This window comes from Cedecea sp. B1(4), from assembly GCF_059414925.1.
This window is the reverse complement of the sequence record NZ_JCAHMZ010000006.1, coordinates 326,556-342,207: the sequence shown is the minus strand read 5'-3', so window position 1 is coordinate 342,207 and position 15,652 is coordinate 326,556. Positions and strand designations below refer to the sequence as shown.

General features: G+C 54.7%; 14 protein-coding genes. 10 read left to right on the top strand and 4 right to left on the bottom strand.

Translation table 11 applies throughout. The features are described 5' to 3' along the window. The first annotated feature begins 149 nt into the window (after window positions 1-149). From nudF to parE, 5 genes are all read left to right on the top strand, one after another. Entirely contained in the window at window positions 150-782 is a 633-nt protein-coding gene (gene nudF, locus ACR6JA_RS14255) for an ADP-ribose diphosphatase (RefSeq protein WP_213715391.1), read from the top strand. Between the two features lie 2 nt (window positions 783-784). Continuing rightward, complete coding sequence (locus ACR6JA_RS14250; protein WP_008460921.1) at window positions 785-1,210, top strand: DUF1249 family protein; 426 nt, start codon at window positions 785-787, stop codon at window positions 1,208-1,210. Between the two features lie 144 nt (window positions 1,211-1,354). Beyond that, entirely contained in the window at window positions 1,355-2,182 is an 828-nt protein-coding gene (gene cpdA / locus ACR6JA_RS14245) for a 3',5'-cyclic-AMP phosphodiesterase (protein WP_494493736.1), read from the top strand. Then, window positions 2,182-2,757: an esterase YqiA gene (yqiA, locus tag ACR6JA_RS14240; RefSeq protein ID WP_008460923.1), complete on the top strand. Its 576-nt coding sequence runs from the start codon at window positions 2,182-2,184 to the stop codon at window positions 2,755-2,757. The genes cpdA and yqiA overlap by 1 nt, the downstream gene beginning before the upstream one ends. 45 nt (window positions 2,758-2,802) lie before the next feature. Then, on the top strand, window positions 2,803-4,695 hold the full coding sequence (gene parE / locus ACR6JA_RS14235; protein ID WP_008460924.1) for a DNA topoisomerase IV subunit B: 1,893 nt from the start codon (window positions 2,803-2,805) through the stop codon (window positions 4,693-4,695). 65 nt (window positions 4,696-4,760) lie between these two features. Here the strand turns inward: parE and ACR6JA_RS14230 are convergent, their stop codons facing one another. The 4 genes from ACR6JA_RS14230 to qseB all read right to left on the bottom strand — a co-directional run bounded on the left by ACR6JA_RS14230 (window position 4,761) and on the right by qseB (window position 7,824). Then, window positions 4,761-5,078 (bottom strand): putative quinol monooxygenase, encoded by a 318-nt coding sequence (locus tag ACR6JA_RS14230; RefSeq protein ID WP_494493735.1) that lies wholly within the window; start codon window positions 5,076-5,078, stop codon window positions 4,761-4,763. A 30-nt stretch (window positions 5,079-5,108) separates the two neighbouring features. Beyond that, window positions 5,109-5,690 (bottom strand): NAD(P)H-dependent oxidoreductase, encoded by a 582-nt coding sequence (locus ACR6JA_RS14225; protein WP_039297985.1) that lies wholly within the window; start codon window positions 5,688-5,690, stop codon window positions 5,109-5,111. 116 nt (window positions 5,691-5,806) lie between these two features. Next, window positions 5,807-7,168 (bottom strand): quorum sensing histidine kinase QseC, encoded by a 1,362-nt coding sequence (gene qseC, locus ACR6JA_RS14220; RefSeq protein ID WP_494493734.1) that lies wholly within the window; start codon window positions 7,166-7,168, stop codon window positions 5,807-5,809. Continuing rightward, complete coding sequence (gene qseB, locus ACR6JA_RS14215) at window positions 7,162-7,824, bottom strand: quorum sensing response regulator transcription factor QseB (RefSeq protein WP_166995188.1); 663 nt, start codon at window positions 7,822-7,824, stop codon at window positions 7,162-7,164. Before qseB ends, qseC begins: the two co-directional genes overlap by 7 nt. A 191-nt stretch (window positions 7,825-8,015) precedes the next feature. Between qseB and ACR6JA_RS14210 the strand changes: the two genes are divergently transcribed. The 5 genes from ACR6JA_RS14210 (at window position 8,016) to ACR6JA_RS14190 (ending at window position 15,580) form a co-directional block, all read left to right on the top strand. Next, the gene (locus ACR6JA_RS14210; protein WP_213715388.1) at window positions 8,016-8,417 is read left to right on the top strand and encodes a YgiW/YdeI family stress tolerance OB fold protein; all 402 of its coding nucleotides are present in this window, start codon (window positions 8,016-8,018) and stop codon (window positions 8,415-8,417) included. A 147-nt stretch (window positions 8,418-8,564) separates the two neighbouring features. Beyond that, window positions 8,565-10,835: a DNA topoisomerase IV subunit A gene (parC, locus tag ACR6JA_RS14205; RefSeq protein ID WP_494493733.1), complete on the top strand. Its 2,271-nt coding sequence runs from the start codon at window positions 8,565-8,567 to the stop codon at window positions 10,833-10,835. A 90-nt stretch (window positions 10,836-10,925) separates the two neighbouring features. Further along, window positions 10,926-11,681, top strand: a complete 756-nt coding sequence (locus ACR6JA_RS14200; protein ID WP_494493732.1) for a 1-acylglycerol-3-phosphate O-acyltransferase — start codon at window positions 10,926-10,928, stop codon at window positions 11,679-11,681. Between the two features lie 62 nt (window positions 11,682-11,743). Next, window positions 11,744-13,156 (top strand): cell division protein FtsP, encoded by a 1,413-nt coding sequence (gene ftsP, locus ACR6JA_RS14195; protein WP_213715385.1) that lies wholly within the window; start codon window positions 11,744-11,746, stop codon window positions 13,154-13,156. 255 nt (window positions 13,157-13,411) lie between these two features. Then, window positions 13,412-15,580, top strand: coding sequence for a YgiQ family radical SAM protein (locus ACR6JA_RS14190; protein WP_494493731.1), 2,169 nt, complete (start codon window positions 13,412-13,414; stop codon window positions 15,578-15,580). Window positions 15,581-15,652 lie beyond the last annotated feature (72 nt).

Genomic DNA, 15,652 nt, shown 5'->3' with positions numbered 1-15,652 from the left:
CCGATTCTACAGATTCCGTCAGCCGGGCAGGTTGGCGTAAAGTGCCATCTACCTTAATTTTCACCAATCTACCACATCAAAATTGAAAGGGCAGTTAAGCAGGGTTGAAATCGCCCGGCCAGCGCCCATTTGTCATCAGGACATCATCTATGAACAAGTCAGAAAAGCTAGCGGCTACTTTCGCCAAAAAGGATGTAGAAATTATTGCACGGGAAACGCTTTATCGTGGCTTTTTTTCACTCGATCTTTATCGTTTTCGCCATCGTTTGTTTAATGGCGAAATGAGTGGCGAAGTCAGGCGCGAAATTTTTGAACGCGGTCACGCTGCGGTACTGCTACCCTATGACCCTGTGCGCGATGAAGTCGTGTTGATAGAGCAGATTCGTATTGCAGCCTGGGACACCAGCGAAACCCCATGGCTGTTAGAAATGATCGCCGGCATGATTGAAGAGGGTGAAAGCTTAGAAGATGTTGCGCGCCGTGAAGCCATAGAAGAAGCGGGCCTTGCTGTGGGCCGGACCAAACCGGTTCTGAGCTATTTAGCCAGCCCTGGCGGCACCAGCGAAAGGTTGTCTATTTTAGTCGGCGAAGTGGATGCCACTCAGGCCAACGGTATTCACGGCCTGGTGGAAGAAAACGAAGATATTCGTGTTCATGTGGTGAGCCGGGAGCAGGCTTACCAGTGTGTCGAAGAGGGGAGCATCGACAACGCGGCGACGGTCATCGCTTTGCAATGGCTGCAGCTGCATTATGAGCAACTAAGAAAAGAGTGGAATCACTGATTATGAAGCGCTATACCCCTGACTTCCCCGAAATGATGCGTTTGTGCGAAACCAACTTCGCGCAGCTGCGCCGCCTGTTGCCGAAAAATGATGCGGCGGGCGAAACGGTAACCTATCAGGTTAATAGCGCCAGATATCGCTTAACTATCTCAGAATCAACGCGTTATACCACCCTGGTGGAAATAGAACAAACGCACCCCTCGGTGAGTTACTGGAGCCTGCCGTCAATGTCGGTCAGACTTTACCATGATGCGATGGTCGCGGAAGTGTGTTCAAGCCAGCAGATCTTTCGCTTCAAAGCGCGATATGATTATCCGAATAAAAAGTTGCATCAACGCGACGAAAAGCATCAAATTAACCAGTTTCTTGCTGATTGGCTGCGCTACTGTTTAGCGCATGGAGCAATGGCCGTGCCTGTGTATACCTAGTTTTTTTAGGGTTGAGGACGGTTAACGGCACAACGCCCTGAATAATGGATGGTATTGATACCCTGAATGAATCGAGCTGCCGCCTGGATATCAGCAGCTTAAGTGTGGTGGGTAGTAAGTGTGCGTGAAACCTAAGGACACCATTTGGAAAGCCTGTTAACCCTTCCTGTGGCCGATGGAGGCCGAATCAGGATATTGCAAATAACCGATACCCATTTGTTCGCGGGAAAGAACGAAACGCTGCTAGGGATTAATACCTGGAAGAGCTATCAGGCGGTGCTGACCGCTATTCTGGCCGAACAGCGTGCCTGCGACTTACTGGTGGCAACCGGGGATTTGGCCCAGGATCACAGCGTGGAGGCTTATCAGCACTTTGCTGAAGGGATCTCCCGCATTTCTGCGCCTTGCGTTTGGCTGCCGGGTAACCACGATTTTCAGCCTGCAATGTTTAACGCTCTGCAGGAAGCGGGTATTTCCCCGGCCAAGCGCGTTTATATCGGCGATCGCTGGCAAATCTTGCTGCTGGACAGCCAGGTCTTTGGCGTTCCCCACGGTGAACTGAGCGACTATCAGCTGGAATGGCTTGAGCGTCAGCTGGCTGCGGCTCCAGAGCGTCACACCCTACTTTTGCTGCATCATCATCCTCTTCCTGCGGGCTGCAGCTGGCTGGATCAGCACAGCCTGCGCAATGCTGCCGCACTGGATGCCGTGCTTAAGCCCTGGCCGCAGGTGAAAACGCTGCTTTGTGGGCACATTCATCAGGAACTGGATCTCGACTGGAACGGCCGCAGAATGCTGGCCACGCCTTCGACATGCGTCCAGTTCAAACCTCACTGCGCCAATTTCACGCTCGACACCATTGAGCCGGGATGGCGCTGGCTCGATCTTTACCCTGACGGCAGCCTGACGACGGAAGTTTGCCGTTTGCAAAGCGGTAAATTCAGTCCTGACACGGCTTCTGAGGGTTATTAATGCCTGCGTTACTGTATCTGCACGGGTTTAATAGCTCTCCGGCCTCCGCAAAAGCGACCCGTTTTAAGGCGTGGCTGGCTCAGCATCATCCTGAAATTGAGATGATTGTGCCTCAGTTACCGCCTTATCCGGCAGAGGCTTCCGAACTGCTAGAGTCGCTGGTGCTCAAACGTGGAGGAGAGCCACTGGGCATTGTGGGGTCTTCCCTCGGCGGTTATTACGCGACCTGGCTTTCGCAGTGCTTTACGCTGCCTGCGGTGGTGGTTAACCCGGCGGTTCGCCCTTTTGAGCTGCTTGTGGGTTACCTTGGTAAAAACGAGAACCCCTACACCGGGCAGCAATATGTGCTAGAGTCACGCCATATTTACGATCTGAAAGTCATGCAGATTGACCCGTTGGAAGCGCCAGACCTGATTTGGCTGCTACAACAAACGGGCGATGAGGTGCTTGATTACCGCCAGGCCGTAGCCTACTACGCGCTCTGCCGCCAGACGGTGAAACCCGGTGGCAATCATGCCTTCACGGGCTTCGAAGATTATTTCACACAGATTGTCGACTTCCTCGGCTTGCGCTGAGGCCTGACGGCCGATTTCCTGTTTCGCTATCTGAATGAATAAACCATGACGCAATCCTATAATGCCGATGATATAGAGGTACTCACCGGGCTTGAGCCTGTTCGCCGCCGCCCGGGGATGTACACTGACACCACTCGTCCTAACCATTTAGGACAGGAAGTCATTGATAACAGCGTGGATGAGGCGCTGGCAGGTCACGCTAAGCGCGTGGATGTCATCCTGCACGCCGACCAGTCGCTGGAAGTCATTGATGACGGGCGCGGGATGCCTGTTGATATCCATTCCGAAGAGAAGGTCCCGGCCATTGAGCTGATCCTTTGCCGTCTGCATGCGGGCGGTAAATTCTCGAATAAAAACTACCAATTTTCCGGCGGCCTCCACGGCGTAGGGATCTCTGTGGTTAACGCCCTTTCCAAACGCGTTGAAGTGACCGTCCGCCGCGACGCTCAGGTATACAGCATCGCTTTTGAAAACGGCGAGAAGGTGCAGGATCTGGAAGTGATTGGCACCTGCGGGAAGCGCAATACCGGGACCAGCGTGCATTTTTGGCCGGATGAAAGCTTCTTCGACAGCCCGCGCTTTTCCGTTTCACGCCTCAGCCATCTGCTGAAAGCGAAAGCGGTACTGTGCCCGGGGGTTGAGATTACCTTTACCGATAAGGTGAATAATACCGAGCAGCGCTGGTGCTACCAGGACGGCCTGAACGACTATCTGTGCGAAGCCGTAAATGGCCTGATTACCCTCCCGGAAGCGCCGTTTATCGGCAATTTTTCGGGCGACACCGAAGCCGTTGACTGGGCGCTGCTCTGGTTGCCGGAAGGCGGTGAGCTGCTGACGGAAAGCTACGTAAACCTGATCCCAACTATGCAGGGCGGTACTCATGTTAACGGCCTGCGTCAGGGGCTGCTCGATGCCATGCGTGAGTTCTGCGAATACCGCAATATTCTGCCGCGTGGCGTGAAGCTCTCTGCGGAAGATATTTGGGAACGCTGCGCCTATGTGCTGTCGGTCAAAATGCAGGATCCTCAGTTTGCTGGCCAGACGAAAGAACGTCTCTCCTCACGCCAGTGTGCGGCCTTTGTCTCCGGCGTAGTGAAGGATGCTTTCAGCCTGTGGCTGAACCAGAACGTACAGGCGGCAGAACAGCTGGCAGAGCTGGCTATTTCCAGCGCTCAGCGCCGGATGCGCGCCGCGAAGAAGGTTGTGCGTAAAAAGCTGACCAGCGGGCCAGCGCTGCCGGGTAAGCTGGCAGACTGTACTGCGCAGGATTTAAGCCGGACCGAACTATTCCTGGTGGAAGGGGACTCGGCGGGCGGCTCCGCGAAGCAGGCTCGCGATCGCGAATATCAAGCGATCATGCCGCTGAAAGGGAAGATCCTGAACACATGGGAAGTTTCTTCTGACGAAGTACTGGCCTCGCAGGAAGTGCACGATATTTCTGTGGCGATCGGTATTGATCCAGACAGTGAAGATCTGAGCCAATTGCGCTATGGCAAGGTCTGTATTCTTGCGGATGCGGACTCCGATGGTCTGCACATTGCCACGCTGCTGTGCGCGCTCTTTGTGCGCCACTTCCGGGCACTGGTGAAAGGTGGTCACGTTTACGTGGCGATGCCGCCGCTCTACCGCATCGATCTGGGTAAAGAGGTTTATTACGCGCTGGATGAAGAAGAAAAAGCCGGCGTGCTGGAACAGCTTAAGCGCAAGAAAGGCAAGCCAAACGTGCAGCGCTTTAAAGGGCTGGGCGAGATGAACCCGCTTCAGCTTCGCGAGACCACGCTTGATCCGAATACGCGCCGTCTGGTTCAACTGACCATCAGCGATGAAGACGACCAGCGCACGCTGGCGACAATGGATATGCTGTTGGCCAAAAAGCGTTCGGAAGATCGCCGCAACTGGCTGCAGGAAAAAGGCGACATGGCCGATATCGAGGGCTAAACGTTTTTCTCCAAAACGTAAAAGGGATGGCTGAGGCCATCCCTTTTTGCATTCTCAGACGCCAGTTATTTCACGGCTTCTTCGAGAATGCGGATATGCACTTCCAGCACGTCGTCTTTCACGCGGGCGCTATGTTCTTTCATGTGGGCGGTCTCAAGATGGGCTTCAAGATGCGCAACGCTTTCCCATTTTTCCAGCATGAAGATGGAGTCCGGGGCGGTAGTCTGGAACGCGACCTGGGCGTTATGATCGACCAGCGGCGCGTAGCCGTGGCAGCCTTCTTCCTTCAGCACGGTTGGAATAATTTTCTCAAACGCTGCAATTACCGCCTGGCGATGGTGTGGCCCAGGACGTGTGCGAATTTCTGCAATCACTGTCAGCATGACTAACTCCTTATGTTATCCGGCAAACAGTTAAGCAAAAATACCAGCCAGATGCTTGCGATATTCTGCTACATAATGTGGCACATCAGGTGCCTTGATGACGTCATTAGCGATAAAGGTTGGCAGCCCTTCCATACCCAGGAACTGGTTAGCCTTGTGGAATGGAAGATAAACGCCGTCTACGCCAACGCCATGGAAAAACTGATCTTTTTCGGTGAAAGCTTCTAAAGGTGCGTTCCAGGTCAGGGACATCATGTAGGTTTTGCCCTGAATCAGGCCGCCGGAACCATATTTTTTAGAGGCGTCTGAACGGGTACGACCATCGCTGGCATACAGCGAACCGTGGCCTTCGGTGAACACATCGTCAATGTACTTTTTGACCGTCCACGGGGCGCCCATCCACCAGCCCGGCATCTGCCAGATGATGCTGTCTGCCCAAAGGAATTTCTCAACTTCCGCTTTAACGTCATATTCGCTGTCTGCGCGGGTGACCTGGACATCATGCCCGAGGTCGCGCAAATAGCTTTCCGCGACTTCGGTCATGGTGTCATTAAGCTGGCCGTTGGAATGACCGAATTTTTTACCGCCGTTGATAATCAGGATGTTGCTCATTGTTAGCCCTTAAATAATTACGTTTGCCAATCATTATAATGAGAACCTTACTGTGAAAAAATGACCAGGATGTGCAAAGACTTTTGCTGCACGAGCAATAATCCAGCTGAAATTTCTTAGTTCCAACTGATGCGAACCCTAAAACCGCCGCTTTCTGCGTTGCCGAAAGTTGCCTGCATGCCGTGCAACTCCGCAATCCGACTTACGATTGACAACCCCAGCCCGCTGCCGGTTTTTAGCTGCCCTGGTGGGCGGAAGAAGCGTTCCCCCAAAGAGGCAAGATATTCAGGGTTCACGCCCGGTCCATTGTCGATAACCTCAAGCTCATTCTCCTTAAGTACGATGTTCACAACGCTGCCTGCAGGGCTGTAGCGGACGGCGTTATCAATGATATTGCGCAACATCAACCCAAGCAGAAGTGGCTGAACGAGCTGGATTACTGGTTTTTCCGGCATCTGCAGGTGGATATCAATATGCTCTCGCTGGGCCGCGTGCCAGGCTTCCATCACTCTTTCCTGAAGCAGAGTCTGCAGTGACAAGTCCTGGACATCATTCAGTTCAGCCAGGGAGTCCAGCCGGGAAAGCGTCAGCAGCTGTTCAACAAGACGGGAGGCTCGGTCAATGCCCTGATGAAGCTGGTTCAGCGCTTGCTCTCTGACTTGGGCATCATCTTCCGCCAGTTGTGCCACCTCCGCCTGTACCTTCAGGGCCGCAAGTGGGGTTCGGAGTTCGTGGGCGGCATCGGACGTAAAGCGCCTTTCACGCTGCATAAACGCTTCTGTACGCTCAAAGAGCTGATTTAAGGCATCCACAAGTGGCCTGACTTCCAGCGGGAGAGGCTGAGTCTCGAGTCTGCTGTTGTCACCGGGGGGGCGACGCTGTAGTTTTTGCGCCAGTTTTCGAAGCGGTGACAGTTCTCTACTGACTAACCAAATCAGCAGGACCAGCATCAGCGGCAGTGCTATTAGCCAGGGCGTGAGCTGAGCGGACACGATATCCAGAGCCATATCGTTCCTGTAGTCCCACTCCTGGCCGACCACGATACGATAACGACCATCAGGCGTTGTCAGCCAGACCAGACGCCAGAGATCGTCATCATCCACGAGTTGCCCGTCCGTAAATCCGTCCCTACGCCATGAATAGATCAGTCCTTTACCGCTGTCGCCGTCATTGAGCACAAGCCTGCCCTCAGCGGTAAAAATGGCGAAGGCTAATGTGTCATCATCGAGCTTACCGCGATGTTTTTTCAGAATGTTTTTACTGCGAGGAAGCTGTGGCTCGGCGCTGTTTGCGCCATCGAAATCCAGCACGCTTAGCCGCTTAGCAAAAAGCAGTTGTTGGGTATCGAAGAGCTTGTTGAGCGATTTACGGGCTTCATACCAAGCGGCGGCACTAGCAAAGGCTGCTGCTGCAAGGGTCAGCACTATAAAGCCTACGGTCAGGCGTGTGCGTAAGCTTTTGGTCAACGTTCTTAGCATGCATCACCTAACGTATAGCCGATGCCGTGTACGGTGCGAATAAAACCGCTGCCTAGCTTTTTACGGAGATGATGGATGTGAACTTCAAGGGCGTTGCGCGAGACTTCATCGTCCCAGCTATAGATTTTTTCCTCGATCAGTGTACGTGGCAGAACACGCCCGACATTACGCATAAGCAGCTCGAGTAAAGCGAATTCCTTAGGCTTTAGCTGTAGAGGCTCGCCGTTGAGAGATACCGTATGGTTTGCCGGAGAAAGTACGACATTTCCGTGGGTAATCTCTGGCTGCGCGTGGCCGTGCGCCCGGCGGATGAGTACCTGCAACCGCACTGCCACTTCTGTCAGGGCGAATGGTTTGCAAAGGTAGTCGTCCGCACCCAGCTGCAATCCTTCAATGCGCTCTTCCAGCGAGTCTCTGGCAGTCAGGATTAGTACGGGCTGACTGTGCCCCTCTTTACGCCAGGCACGCAGAATATCCAGGCCATCCATGCCAGGGAGACTGAGATCCAACACTACGGCGTCGTAGGGGGCCAGGCCAAGTGCGGCTTGCCCCTTTGGCCCATCGCTAAACCAGTCAACCGCAAACCCCATTTTGATTAATCCGGCTTTAATGCCGTCACCAATTAGTGGGTCATCCTCAATAAGTAACAGGCGCATGGCGCACTCCTTGTTGCTGCCGTTAAGACGAGCAGTAAATACCTGTCGTCTTTGTGTGTACAGAAGAAAAGCCTGCTCCTTCGGCAAAGACCGCAAATTTGTAATAAAAAACACTTCCTGCAGAGGGGTTAAGATCTCGTTAAGATTTGGGCGCTTTAATAGGGGCTAAGAAACGAAAGGAGAATTACATTATGAAAAAGACAGCCGCTTTATTTGCCATTATCGCTTTAACTTCAGCCCCTCTATTTGCTGCTCAGACCGGCGGGTTTGTTGACCCTAATGCCTCGGTACAAACTCAGCCTATACAGCAGGGCGGCTTTGTGGGCCCAACGGGGAGTAAAACCACGGTAAAACAGGCCAAAACGTTATCTGATGACACTTGGGTGACGCTGACCGGTAAAATTGAGCAGCGCATTGGTGGTGATGATTATATTTTCCGCGATGCAACCGACAGTATCAATGTAGACATTGACCATAAGCGTTGGAACGGCCAAACGGTTACCCCTCAGGACACCGTGGAAATTCAGGGTAAAGTGGATAAAGACTGGAACTCGATAGAAATCGACGTAAAGCAAATTAACAAACTGAAGTAACGCTGAAAATGCGGCTTGCCCATATGGGCTGCCGCTTCGTATAAAGCTATTCATCGCTATGACTCAACAGGCCAGATAAGGTACTATCGGCGGCAATTACGCCGATTGTGGCCACAATCGGTTCGTCAGTTTGAGGATGAATGAGCAATGAGTGATTTGACTCATGATGGTGCTGAGCGTCTTGCGCTGCACGAATTCACGGAAAATGCGTATCTCAACTATTCCATGTACGTCATCATGGACCGCGCCCTGCCGTTTATTGGCGACGGGCTCAAGCCGGTTCAGCGTCGAATCGTATATGCGATGTCTGAGCTGGGGCTAAACGCCAGCGCAAAATTCAAAAAGTCAGCCCGTACCGTGGGTGATGTGCTGGGTAAATACCATCCGCACGGCGACAGCGCCTGTTATGAAGCGATGGTGTTGATGGCGCAGCCGTTCTCTTACCGCTATCCGCTGGTGGACGGGCAGGGAAACTGGGGCGCGCCGGACGATCCTAAGTCCTTTGCTGCCATGCGTTATACCGAATCCCGCCTGTCGAAGTACGCGGAGCTGCTGCTCAGTGAGCTCGGGCAGGGAACGGTAGACTACATCCCGAACTTTGACGGAACGCTGCAGGAGCCCAAAATGCTGCCTGCGCGTTTACCGAACATCCTGCTTAACGGCACAACCGGTATCGCCGTGGGCATGGCAACCGACATTCCTCCGCATAACTTGCGTGAAGTTGCCCAGGCCGCCATAACGCTGATTGACCAGCCAAAAACGACGTTGGACAGCCTGCTGGATATCGTCCACGGTCCGGATTATCCGACCGAAGCGGAAATCATCACGCCGCGTGAAGATATTCGCAAAATCTACCAGAACGGGCGCGGCTCCATCCGCATGCGTGCGGTGTGGCGCAAAGAAGACGGCGACGTTGTGATTACCGCGCTGCCTCATCAGGTGTCAGGCGCTCGCGTTCTGGAGCAGATTGCCAGCCAGATGCGCGCGAAAAAGCTGCCAATGGTTGAAGACCTGCGCGACGAGTCGGATCATGAAAACCCGACCCGGCTGGTGATTGTGCCTCGTTCCAATCGCGTGGACGTTGAGCAGGTAATGAATCATCTGTTCGCGACCACCGATTTGGAAAAAAGCTATCGCGTTAATCTGAATATGATTGGCCTGGACGGTCGCCCGGCGGTGAAAAACCTGCTGGAGATCCTCAGCGAATGGCTGGTCTACCGTCGTGACACGGTGCGCCGCCGCCTGAACTACCGTCTGGAAAAAGTCCTTAAACGCCTGCATATCCTCGAAGGTTTGCTGGTAGCGTTCCTCAATATAGACGAAGTGATCCATATCATTCGTACCGAGGATGAGCCGAAGCCGGTGCTGATGTCTCGCTTTGATATCAGCGAAACGCAGGCTGAAGCTATCCTTGAGCTGAAGCTGCGCCACCTCGCCAAACTGGAAGAGATGAAGATCCGCGGCGAGCAGAACGAGCTGGAAAAAGAACGCGATCAGCTCCAGGGTATTCTCGCTTCTGAGCGCAAAATGAACACGCTGCTGAAAAAAGAGCTGCAGTCCGACGCCGATACCTACGGCGACGACCGTCGCTCTCCACTGCATGAGCGCGGTGAAGCGAAGGCGATGAGCGAGCATGACATGATGCCGTCTGAACCGGTGACTATTGTGCTGTCGCAAATGGGCTGGGTGCGCAGCGCCAAAGGCCACGATATTGACGCGCCGGGCCTGAGCTATAAAGCCGGTGACAGCTACCTTGGCTCAGCCAAAGGTAAGAGCAATCAACCGGTGGCGTTCATTGACTCCACCGGGCGAAGCTACGCGCTGGATCCTATCACGCTGCCGTCAGCGCGTGGTCAGGGTGAGCCTCTGACCGGTAAGCTGACGCCACCGCCGGGTGCGACGGTTGACTATGTGCTGATGGCCGCAGACGATCAGAAGCTGCTGATGGCTTCGGACGCAGGCTATGGCTTCGTCTGTACCTTTAACGACGTTGTTTCACGCAACCGCGCAGGTAAGACGCTGATTTCCCTTCCGGATAACGCCCGCGTCCTCCCTCCGCTGGAAATTCACAGCGCAGACGACATGCTGTTGGCGATCACCGCCGCCGGGCGCATGCTGATGTTCCCGGTGAGTGACCTGCCGGAACTGTCGAAAGGCAAGGGCAATAAAATTATCTCTATCCCGGCAGCCGAAGCGGCGAAAGGTGAAGATAAGCTGGCACATCTGTTTATCCTGCCGCCGCAGAGTACGCTGACGCTGCACGTCGGGAAGCGTAAAATTAAGCTGCGCCCTGAAGAGCTGCAGAAAATTACCGGTGAGCGAGGCCGCCGGGGGACGCTGATGCGTGGCCTGCAGCGTATCGACCGCGTGGACGTTGATTTCCCAATGCGGGCTGGAGCTGGAGACAGCGAAGAATAATCCGGGGTACGGTGGCAGCGTTGCCGCCGTCCGGTGTGTTTTACGCTAAAGCCGATATACTTATCAACGGCTTCGGCTCATGAGGTAGTTATGCTAGCGATTGTACGTTTTATTATTGTCGTTATTTACTGCATCCTGGTATGCATCGTTGGTTCAATTTATTGTCTGTTTAGCCCGCGCAATCCGCGCCATGTGGCAACTTTTGGGCACCTTTTCGGGCGTCTGGCGCCGGTATTCGGTCTCAAGGTCGAAACCCGCTTACCTGCCGGTGCAGAAAACCATCCCACCGCGATTTACATCGGTAACCATCAAAACAACTACGATATGGTGACGGCCTCGAGTATCGTGCAGCCGCCGACGGTAACAGTGGGGAAAAAAAGCCTGGTGTGGATCCCGTTTTTTGGCCAGCTTTACTGGCTGACGGGCAACCTGTTGATTGACCGGGATAACCGGGCAAAAGCCCACGGTACTATCTCCCTGGTTGTCGAGCAGATTCGCAAACGTAATGTTTCTATCTGGATGTTCCCGGAAGGGACCCGCAGCCGTGGTCGAGGCCTGCTTCCGTTTAAAACCGGGGCGTTTCATGCCGCGATTGCCGCGGGCGTGCCGATTATTCCGGTGTGCGTTTCCAATACCAGTAATAAAATTAAGCTAAACCGTTGGAACAACGGGTTGGTCATCGTCGAAATGCTGCCGCCAATTGATACCAGTGATTATGGGAAAGATCAGGTCCGTAAGCTGGCCACTGACTGTCGTGAACTGATGATGGCCAAAATCGACGAACTCAATCAAGAAGTTGCCGCGCGTGAAGCAGCCGGCAAAGTTGAAAAGAATCAGGCGAGTTAAATGCCGCCTTTGGCGGTACGGTTTGTATCGCCTTTCGTTATTCAGTTTTACATGGAGCAATTATGTCACTCAGTCGGCGTCAGTTTATTCAGGCATCCGGAGTTGCGCTTTGTGCCGGCTCGGTGCCGCTGAGGGCAAACGCGGCAGGGCAGCAGCAGCCTTTACCTGTCCCCCCTCTGCTTGAATCTCGTCGCGGCCAGCCCTTATTCCTGACGCTGCAGCGCGCTCACTGGTCATTTACCGGCGGCGCGAAGGCACCCGTTTGGGGCTTTAATGGGCGCTATATGGGGCCAACCATTCGCGTCTGGAGCGGGGATGACGTGAAGATGATCTACAGCAACCGTCTGCAGGAAAATGTTGCGATGACGATTGCTGGCCTGCAGGTACCGGGTCCGCTGATTGGCGGGGCCGCACGTATGATGTCGCCGAACGTAGACTGGGCGCCCGTTTTACCCATTCGCCAGCGAGCCGCTACGTTGTGGTATCACGCCAACACGCCGAATCGCACCGCAAGGCAGGTTTACAACGGCCTCGCGGGGATGTGGTTAATTGAGGATGAAGTCAGCAAATCTCTGCCAATCCCTAACCATTACGGCGTGGATGACTTTCCGATTATCATCCAGGACAAGCGGCTCGACAACTTCGGTGCGCCGGAGTATCAGGAGCCAGGCAGCGGCGGTTTTGTTGGCGATACGCTGCTGGTAAACGGGGTGCAAAGCCCGTACGTGGAAGTGTCCCGTGGTTGGGTGCGCCTGCGTTTGTTGAACGCCTCAAACTCGCGTCGCTACCAGCTGCAAATGAGCGATGGTCGCTCCATCGCGGTGATTTCCAGCGATCAGGGGTTCCTGCCGGCACCCGTTTCGGTCAAGCAGCTGTCGCTGGCGCCTGGAGAGCGGCGAGAAATTCTTATCGACATGACCGAAGGCAAAGAGGTCTCGATTACCGCCGGTGAAGCGGCGGGGATCATGGATCGCATTCGTGGTTTCTTTGAGCCGTCGAGTATTTTGATTTCCACGCTGGTGTTAACGCTGCGTCCTACCGGGCTGCTGCCGCTGGTGACCGACACGCTGCCAATGCGCCTTCTGCCGGAAGAGATTATCGCCGGTAACCCAACGCGCAGCCGTGAAATCACCCTCGGTGACGATCCGGGCATTAACGGCCAGCTGTGGGATATGAAGCGGATTGATATTCAGACTCAGCAGGGCACCTGGGAACGCTGGACGGTGCGCGCTGATACGCCGCAGTCTTTCCACATTGAGGGCGTTAGTTTCCTGGTGCGCAACGTCAACGGGGCTTCGCCATTCGGGGAAGATCGCGGCTGGAAGGATACCGTGTGGATAGACGGGCAGGTTGAGCTGCTGGTCTACTTTGGGCAGCCTTCCTGGGAGCATTTCCCGTTCCTCTACTCCAGCCAGACGCTGGAGCTTGCCGATCGCGGCTCCATCGGTCAGCTATTGGTTCAGCCAGCGCCGTAGTTTTTACCCTCATCCTAACCCTCTCCCTACAAGGGAGAGGGGATAGCCCGACGATTCATTACGCTTTGTCCTGACGCACATCCCCTTATTGCTGCAAGAAGAGGGGATAGCCCGACAGATTCTTTCCCCCGGCCCTTCGGGGAGAGGGCCGGGGTGAGGGGCGTAAAACACCGAATAACCCTTCAAAAATTACTGCTAATAGGCGTATAATCGCCGCCCTTTTGTTCATTTCTACATCATCTCTTCGGAAATATTATGAGCGTCAAAAGCCTGATCCAGCCGGATCGCGAACTCTTTTCATGGCCTCAATACTGGGCCGCCTGTTTTGGTCCGGCGCCGTTTTTACCCATGTCTCGCGCGGAGATGGACGAACTCGGCTGGGACAGCTGCGACATCATTCTGGTCACCGGCGATGCCTACGTGGATCACCCCAGCTTTGGGATGGCCATCTGTGGCCGTATGTTAGAGGCGCAGGGTTTCCGTGTCGGTATCATTGCTCAGCCGGACTGGTCTTCTAAACAGGACTTTATGCGCCTCGGCAAGCCGAACCTGTTCTTTGGCGTGACCGCCGGGAACATGGATTCGATGATTAACCGCTACACGGCGGACCGCAAGCTGCGCCACGACGACGCCTACACGCCGGATAACGTGGCAGGAAAGCGCCCCGATCGTGCTTCTCTGGTTTACACCCAGCGCTGTAAAGAAGCGTGGCGTGATGTGCCGGTGATCCTCGGCGGCATCGAGGCCAGCCTGCGCCGTACCGCGCATTATGATTACTGGTCTGATACCGTGCGCCGCTCGATTTTAGTTGATGCCAAAGCCGATATGCTGATCTTCGGCAATGGTGAACGTCCGCTGGTGGAAGTGGCGCATCGTCTGGCTAACGGAGAAGGGATCGCTGACATTTGCGACGTGCGTAATACTGCCATCATGCGCAAAGAAGCGATGCCCGGCTGGGCAGGCGTCGATTCCACCCGGCTTGATACGCCAGGAAAAATCGACCCCATTCCGCACCCTTACGGGGACGATCTCCCCTGTGCCGACGGTAATAAACCGAAGGACAAGAAGGAGGATGAAACCAAAGCTGTAACCGTGCAGCCGCCGCGACCAAAGCCATGGGAAAAGACCTATGCTCTGCTGCCGTCCTTTGAGAAGGTGAAGGCCGATAAGGTGATGTATGCCCACGCTTCGCGGATCCTGCATCATGAAACTAACCCCGGTTGCGCCCGAGCGCTGATGCAAAAGCACGGCGATCGCTATATCTGGATCAACCCCCCGGCAATCCCGCTTTCTACCGAAGAGATGGATAGCGTGTTCGCGCTCCCTTACCAGCGTGTGCCTCATCCTTCCTACGGCAAGGCGCGTATTCCGGCCTATGAGATGATCCGCTTCTCGGTGAATATTATGCGCGGCTGCTTCGGCGGCTGCTCTTTCTGCTCCATCACCGAGCATGAAGGCCGCATTATTCAGAGCCGATCCGAAGATTCCATCATCAGCGAAATCGAAGCCATGCGCGACAGCGTGCCGGGCTTTACCGGCGTGGTGTCCGATCTCGGTGGCCCAACGGCCAATATGTATATGCTGCGCTGTAAGTCGCCGCGCGCAGAGCAAACCTGCCGTCGCCTGTCGTGCGTTTACCCGGAAATTTGCCAGCATATGGACACCAATCATCAGCCGACTATCGATCTTTACCGCCGCGCCCGTGATCTGCAGGGCGTGAAGAAGATCTTGATTGCCTCCGGCGTGCGTTACGATCTGGCGGTTGCTGATCCGCGTTACATCAAAGAGCTGGCCACTTACCACGTGGGCGGTTATCTAAAAATTGCCCCAGAGCATACCGAAGAAGGGCCGTTGTCGAAGATGATGAAGCCGGGGATAGGTAGCTATCATCGCTTTAAAGAGCTGTTCGATACCTATTCGAAGCAGGCTGGCAAAGAGCAGTATCTGATCCCATACTTTATCTCCGCGCACCCTGGGACGCGTGATGAGGACATGGTGAACCTGGCGCTGTGGCTGAAGCAGCATCGGTTCCGCCTCGATCAGGTTCAGAATTTCTATCCGTCGCCGCTGGCTAACTCAACCACCATGTATTACACGGGCAAAAATCCGCTGAGTAAGGTGAACTACAAAAGCGAGGATATCGTCGTGCCTCGCGGTGACCGCCAGCGCCGCCTTCATAAAGCTCTGCTGCGCTATCACGACCCGGCTAACTGGACGCTGATCCGTGAGGCGCTGGAGGCGATGGGGAAAAAGCACCTGATTGGCGGCAGACGTGAATGCCTGGTGCCTGCCCCGACCCTGGAAGAGATACGTGAGGCCCGCAGGCATGCTCGTCACGCCCGCCCGGCGCTGACGAAACATACCCCGCTTGCGCACCAGCGTCGTCCGGCAGCAGCAGGAAAGAGGAAGCCGCATGTGAAGTAACGGCGTGCTTTCATGCCGCTGTCATTTTTTTCTGCGACAAAGAGAAGTGGGAATCCCTGTCCGCCGGGTCTG